Genomic DNA, 6,154 nt, shown 5'->3' with positions numbered 1-6,154 from the left:
GCCCCGGACTGCCCGCCCCGCGCCCGCGCGGCCGTCGCCTCGCTCACGCCCGGCACCCGCGCCCCCTGGATCGCCGGGGCCGCGGGCAAGGGGACCAGGATCTTCGCCGACGTCGGCTGGGACGACACGGGCCGCTGGGACCTCGCCGGGCTCCCCGACCTCGCGCACTGCGAGGCGTTCCTGCCGAACGCCGAGGAGGCCATGCGGTACACGGGCGCCACGTGCCCCCGCGCCGCCGCCCACGCGCTCACCGAGCACGTGCCGCTCGCCGTCGTCACTCTTGGTGCCGAGGGTGCGTACGCCGTGGACGGACGGACCGGCGAGACCGCCGAGGTTCCGGCCATCGAGGTCGAGGCCATGGACCCCACCGGCGCGGGGGACGTGTTCGTGGCCGGGTTCGTCACGGGCACCCTGGCCGGGTGGCCGCTGGCCGACCGGCTCGCTTTCGCGGGCCTCACCGCCGCCCTGTCGGTCCAGGAGTTCGGTGGGTCCTTGTCGGCCCCCGGCTGGTCGGAGATCGCCGGGTGGTGGCGGCGCGTGCAGTCGTACGACCACCAGGATCCGGCGGCGCTCGGCCGGTACGCCTTCCTGGAACCCCTCCTTCCGGAGCCGAGCCGGGCGTGGCCCCTGCGGCGGGCGGTACCGACGATCGGCTTCGGCAGATCCGCGTGAGGCCGCGGGCAGACCCGTGTGAGTCCGCAGGTGGATGCGCGTGAGGGCATCGGTGGATCCGTGTCGGGCGGAGGGTGGATCGGCGCCGGGTTCCCGGCGGATTCGCCCGAGGCCACCGGTGCGGGCGAAAAGTCCTACGGCGTTGTCGGTGCCCCGTCGTACTCTTGGAAGCACAAGGCTGCCGTACCGGCAAGCGTGCCTCACCGAGGAGGATGAGCAGGCCTACAGAGCCGGCCCATGACGCAGACACCCACAGCTCACACCCCCGCGCAGGGGCAGTCACGAGCGCAGTTCACCGTCCCGGCCAAGCACCCCATGGTGACCGTGCTGGGGTCTGGAGACGCCCTTCTGCGCGTGATCGAGAAGGCCTTCCCGGCGGCCGACATCCATGTCCGGGGCAATGAGATCAGCGCCATCGGCGACGCCCGCGAAGTGGCCCTCGTCCAGCGCCTGTTCGACGAGATGATGCTGGTGCTCCGCACCGGACAGCCGATGACGGAGGACGCAGTGGAACGCTCGATCGCCATGCTGAGGGCGAGCGAGAACGGGGAGGGCGACGGCCAGGAGACCCCGGCCGAAGTGCTCACACAGAACATCCTGTCCTCGCGTGGCCGCACCATCCGCCCCAAGACGCTCAACCAGAAGCGGTACGTCGACGCCATCGACAAGCACACCATCGTCTTCGGCATCGGCCCCGCCGGTACGGGCAAGACCTACCTCGCCATGGCCAAGGCCGTGCAGGCACTGCAGTCCAAGCAGGTCAACCGCATCATCCTGACCCGCCCCGCGGTGGAGGCGGGAGAGCGGCTCGGCTTCCTGCCCGGCACGCTCTACGAGAAGATCGACCCCTACCTGCGCCCGCTGTACGACGCGCTGCACGACATGCTCGACCCGGACTCGATCCCGCGGCTGATGGCGGCCGGGACGATCGAGGTGGCCCCGCTGGCGTACATGCGTGGTCGTACGCTCAACGACGCCTTCATCATCCTGGACGAGGCCCAGAACACGAGCCCCGAACAGATGAAGATGTTCCTCACCCGTCTCGGCTTCGAGTCGAAGATCGTGATCACGGGTGACGTCACCCAGGTCGACCTGCCGAGCGGCACGAAGTCCGGTCTGCGTCAGGTCCAGGACATCCTGGAGGGCCTGGACGACGTCCACTTCTCCCGGCTCACGTCCCAGGACGTCGTACGGCACAAGCTGGTCGGCCGTATCGTCGACGCGTACGAGAAGTACGACAGCCAGAACGGTACGGAGAACGGCACCCACCAGGGCGCCCGTAACAAGCGGAAGTAGACCAGCGCGACCATGTCGATCGACGTCAACAACGAGTCCGGAACCGAGGTCGACGAGCAGGCGATCCTCGACATCGCCCGCTATGCCCTCGCGCGGATGCGGATCCACCCGCTCTCCGAGCTCTCGGTGATCGTCGTGGACGCCGACGCCATGGAGCAGCTCCACATCCAGTGGATGGACCTGCCCGGTCCGACGGATGTCATGTCGTTCCCGATGGACGAGCTCCGGCCGCCGTCGAAGGACGACGACGAGCAGCCCCCGCAGGGGCTGCTCGGCGACATCGTGCTCTGCCCCGAGGTCGCCGAGCGGCAGGGCAAGGAAGCCGACACGCAGCACTCCATGGACGAGGAGCTCCAGCTCCTCACCGTCCACGGAGTGCTGCATCTGCTCGGCTACGACCACGAGGAGCCGGACGAGAAGGCCGAGATGTTCGGCCTCCAGGCGGCCATCGTGGACGGCTGGCGTGCGGAGAAGGGCCTGACCGGCCCGTCCCCGGCCCCGACCGTCTCATGAGCCCGCAACTCGTCGTAGGCGCCATCACCCTTGTCGTGGTGGCCTGGCTCGCCGCCTGCGCGGAGGCCGGTCTCGCCCGCGTCTCCAGCTTCCGCGCCGAGGAGGCCGTCCGGTCCGGCCGCCGCGGCAGCGCCAAGCTCGCCCAGGTCGCCGCCGACCCGACGCGCTATCTGAACGTGGCGCTGCTGGTGCGCGTCGCCTGCGAGATGGCGTCCGCCGCGCTCGTCACGTACGCCTGCCTGAAGGAGTTCGCCGAGACCTGGGAGGCACTGGCCGTCGCCATCGGCGTCATGGTCCTCGTCTCGTACGTGGCGGTCGGCGTCTCCCCGCGCACCATCGGCCGCCAGCACCCGCTGAACACGGCCACGGCGGCTGCGTACGTACTGCTGCCGCTCGCCAGGATCATGGGCCCCATCCCGCCCCTGCTCATCCTCATCGGCAACGCGCTCACGCCCGGCAAGGGCTTCAGGCGCGGCCCGTTCGCCTCCGAGGCCGAGCTGCGGGCGATGGTCGACCTCGCGGAGAAGGAGTCGCTCATCGAGGACGAGGAGCGCCGCATGGTGCACTCCGTCTTCGAGCTGGGTGACACGCTCGTACGGGAGGTCATGGTCCCGCGTACGGACCTGGTGGTCATCGAGCGCTACAAGACGATCCGGCAGGCGCTGACGCTGGCCCTGCGGTCCGGTTTCTCCCGTGTCCCGGTGACCGGGGAGAGCGAGGACGACATCGTCGGGATCGTGTACCTGAAGGACCTGGCCAGGAAGACGCACATCAGCCGGGACGCCGAGAGCGAGCTGGTGTCGACGGCGATGCGGCCCGCGGCCTTCGTCCCGGACACGAAGAACGCCGGCGATCTGCTGCGCGAGATGCAGCAGGACCGCAACCACGTCGCCGTCGTCATCGACGAGTACGGCGGCACGGCAGGCATCGTCACCATCGAGGACATCCTCGAAGAGATCGTCGGCGAGATCACCGACGAGTACGACCGTGAGCTGCCGCCCGTGGAGGACCTCGGTGACGACCGCTACCGGGTGACCGCACGGCTCGACATCGGCGACCTCGGCGAGCTGTACGGCTTCGAGGCGTACGACGACGAGGACGTCGAGACGGTGGGCGGCCTCCTTGCGAAGGCCCTCGGCCGCGTGCCCATCGCCTCCGCCTCTTCGGTGGTCGAACTGCCCGACGGGCGCGAGCTGCGGCTCACGGCGGAGGCCTCGGCCGGCCGCCGGAACAAGATCGTGACGGTGTTGGTCGAGCCCGTGGGCCCGGCCGGCTCCCCCGAGGAGGAGAAGCCGGAGTGACCCCGCAGGAGCTGCGCACGTTCTGCCTGTCCTTCAACGCGACCGTCGAGGACTTCCCCTTCAGCCCGGAGTTCTCGGTCTTCAAGGTGCTGGGGAAGCTGTTCGCCCTGACCCGTCTGGACGTCCGGCCGCTCACGGTGAACCTGAAGTGCGACCCCGACGACGCGGTGCGTCTGCGCGGCGAGTACGAGGGCCTGATCATCCCCGGCTACCACATGAACAAACGCCACTGGAACACGGTGACGGTCGACGGAGAGCTCCCGGACCAGCTGGTCAGGGAGCTCATCGAGGACTCGTACGACCTGGTGGTGGCCGGTCTACCGAAGGCCGAGCGGCTCCGGCTCGACCGCCCCTGACGGCCGCCGGCCGAGTCCGATCGCCACCAGTACCGCCGCCCCCAGCACGATCGCCGCGTCCAGTGCCACCACCGTGTGGACGCCGGAGAGGAGGTTCGGGGCCGTGGTGGCCAGGATGCCGAGGAGCGGGATGCCCAGGGTGAGGCCGACCTGCTGGGTGGAGGTCACCAGGCCCGTGGCGAGGCCCTGTTCGTGGTCGGGGACGCCCGAGGTGACGGTCAGGCCGTACGAGATGATCGCGCCCAGGTGGCACATGCAGGCCAGTGACACCGCGACCGTGGCCAGCCAGACCGACCAGCCGCCGGTGCCGAGGGCGAGCAGGGAAGCGATGAACGCGCCCTGGCCGGCGAGTGAGGCGACCAGTGTGCGGCGGGCGCCGAGGCGGCCGATGACCTTCGGGGCGTAGGTGCCCGCCACCGCGGACATCACGCCCACGACGCCGAAGACCAGGCCCGTCTCGAAGGCCGACAGACGCAGGGTCTCCTGGAGGTAGAGCGTCAGGACGAACTGGAAGCCGAAGAAGGCGCCCACGAAGAGGAGCGCGCCGAGGTCGGCCCGTACGACGGAGCCGGTACGGAGGATACCGAGGCGCACGAGAGGGGTGGGGGTGCGGCGTTCGACGGCGACGAAGACGACGAGCAGGGTGGTCGCCGCGAGGGCGGCTCCGGCGGTCAACCGCCAGCCGTCCAGGCCGTGTTCGAGGCGGATGACGGCGTAGGCGGCGAGCAGCATCGCTGCCGCGGCGGTGGCGGCACCGAGGATGTCGAAGCCTTCGGTACGCCGCCGGGGGCGCCCGGGGCTCTTCTCGGCTTCCGCGCTCCCGGGTTCGGAGCTCCCGGGTTCGGCGTTCTCGGATTCGGCGTTCTCTGACTCCGCCGGGCGCGGCTGGTGCGGCTGGTGCGGGATCAGGCGTGTCGCCGCCACGAGCAGGGCGCCCGCGAGCAGGACCGGGGCGAAGAAGACCCAGCGCCAGCCCAGTTGGGTGAGCAGGCCGCCGATGACCAGGCCGAGGGAGAAGCCGCCGGCCGCCGTGCCCGCGAAGACCAGCAGCGCCTTGTTGCGCTGCTCGCCCTCCTCGTACGACGTCGTGATGAGGGACAGCGCGGCCGGTGTCATGAACGCGGCCGAGACGCCGGTGACGAAGCGGGCGACGATCAGCGTCCAGCCCTCCGTGGCGAAGCCGCCAAGGCCCGAGAAGGCGAGGAAGACCGTCAGCCAGGTGAGGAACATCCGGCGGCGGCCCAGCAGGTCGGCCGCACGGCCGCCTAGCAGGGTGAAGCCGGCGTAGCCGAGTACGTACGCGCTCATCACCCAGGCCGCGGTGTCGGTCGGCAGGTCGAGGTCGGATCTGATGGAGGGGATCGCGACCGCCAGCATGGCGACGTCGATGCCCTCCAGGAAGATCGTTCCGCAGAGGACGAGCAGCAGGGCCCAGGCACGGGTGCCCATCACGACTCCTTGGGTAAGGGAAGGGGCGGTTACCCGAATGAGGGTCGGTTCCCTCTTGTAACCGGTGCCAGCCTGCGGCAGCATCGGCGGACATGGAAGAAGGCACTTTGGAGTCACCGAGTCATTGCGCGGTAACCATGGACGGCACGGATGGCGCGGACACCGACCCCTTCCAGTGGGACACCCGGGAGGACTGCCAGGTGCGGCAGATCCTCGACCGGGTGGCCGACAAGTGGTCGCTCCTCGTGATCGCCCTCCTCGACAACCGGCGGCTGCGGTTCACCGAGTTGCGGCGGGAGATCGACGGGGTCAGTCAGCGGATGCTGACCGTGACTCTGCGGCAGCTGGAGCGGGACGGGCTCGTGAAGCGGACCGTGCATCCCGTGGTGCCGCCTCGCGTGGAGTACGAGCTCACCCCGCTCGGCGGGACCCTCCACTCGACCATCCGGTCGCTGGTCGCCTGGACGGAGACCCACCAGGGGGAGATCGCGGCGGCCCGGGAGGCTTATGACGAGCGGGTGGGGGCGGCTTCTGGTTGAGGGGGGCGGTTTTCGCCCCCGCCGCCCC

7 protein-coding genes are annotated in these 6,154 nt (G+C 70.1%); 6 read left to right on the top strand and 1 reads right to left on the bottom strand.

What is annotated here, in order from left to right:
* From AOK17_RS11830 to AOK17_RS11810, 5 genes are all read left to right on the top strand, one after another.
* Nucleotides 1-672: carbohydrate kinase family protein (locus tag AOK17_RS11830; protein WP_245697099.1), on the top strand; the 672-nt coding region annotated here is incomplete at its 5' end.
* 237 nt (nt 673-909) lie between these two features.
* The gene (locus AOK17_RS11825) at nt 910-1,968 is read left to right on the top strand and encodes a PhoH family protein (protein ID WP_055612362.1); all 1,059 of its coding nucleotides are present in this window, start codon (nt 910-912) and stop codon (nt 1,966-1,968) included.
* Between the two features lie 12 nt (nt 1,969-1,980).
* Nucleotides 1,981-2,481, top strand: coding sequence for an rRNA maturation RNase YbeY (gene ybeY, locus AOK17_RS11820; protein WP_055612361.1), 501 nt, complete (start codon nt 1,981-1,983; stop codon nt 2,479-2,481).
* Complete coding sequence (locus tag AOK17_RS11815; RefSeq protein ID WP_055612360.1) at nt 2,478-3,782, top strand: hemolysin family protein; 1,305 nt, start codon at nt 2,478-2,480, stop codon at nt 3,780-3,782. Before ybeY ends, AOK17_RS11815 begins: the two co-directional genes overlap by 4 nt.
* Nucleotides 3,779-4,138, top strand: coding sequence for an MmcQ/YjbR family DNA-binding protein (locus AOK17_RS11810; RefSeq protein WP_055612359.1), 360 nt, complete (start codon nt 3,779-3,781; stop codon nt 4,136-4,138). Before AOK17_RS11815 ends, AOK17_RS11810 begins: the two co-directional genes overlap by 4 nt.
* Here the strand turns inward: AOK17_RS11810 and AOK17_RS11805 are convergent.
* Nucleotides 4,100-5,587 (bottom strand): MFS transporter, encoded by a 1,488-nt coding sequence (locus AOK17_RS11805; RefSeq protein WP_055612358.1) that lies wholly within the window; start codon nt 5,585-5,587, stop codon nt 4,100-4,102. The genes AOK17_RS11810 and AOK17_RS11805 overlap by 39 nt on opposite strands.
* A gap of 92 nt (nt 5,588-5,679) precedes the next feature.
* Between AOK17_RS11805 and AOK17_RS11800 the strand changes: the two genes are divergently transcribed.
* The gene (locus AOK17_RS11800) at nt 5,680-6,126 is read left to right on the top strand and encodes a winged helix-turn-helix transcriptional regulator (protein WP_055612357.1); all 447 of its coding nucleotides are present in this window, start codon (nt 5,680-5,682) and stop codon (nt 6,124-6,126) included.
* Nucleotides 6,127-6,154 lie beyond the last annotated feature (28 nt).

It is taken from the genome of Streptomyces phaeochromogenes (genome assembly GCF_001418655.1).
Taxonomy (GTDB): Bacteria; Actinomycetota; Actinomycetes; order Streptomycetales; family Streptomycetaceae; genus Streptomyces; species Streptomyces phaeochromogenes.
This window is presented reverse-complemented; position numbering and strand designations above follow the sequence as displayed.

Excerpts from the sequence above, each read along its gene's own strand:
- AOK17_RS11805 (WP_055612358.1), bottom strand. The coding sequence starts at position 5,587 with ATGGGCACCCGTGCCTGGGCCCTGCTGCTCGTCCTCTGCGGAACGATC.
- AOK17_RS11800 (WP_055612357.1), top strand. The coding sequence starts at position 5,680 with ATGGAAGAAGGCACTTTGGAGTCACCGAGTCATTGCGCGGTAACCATG.
- ybeY (WP_055612361.1), top strand. The coding sequence starts at position 1,981 with ATGTCGATCGACGTCAACAACGAGTCCGGAACCGAGGTCGACGAGCAG.
- AOK17_RS11825 (WP_055612362.1), top strand. The coding sequence starts at position 910 with ATGACGCAGACACCCACAGCTCACACCCCCGCGCAGGGGCAGTCACGA.
- AOK17_RS11815 (WP_055612360.1), top strand. The coding sequence starts at position 2,478 with ATGAGCCCGCAACTCGTCGTAGGCGCCATCACCCTTGTCGTGGTGGCC.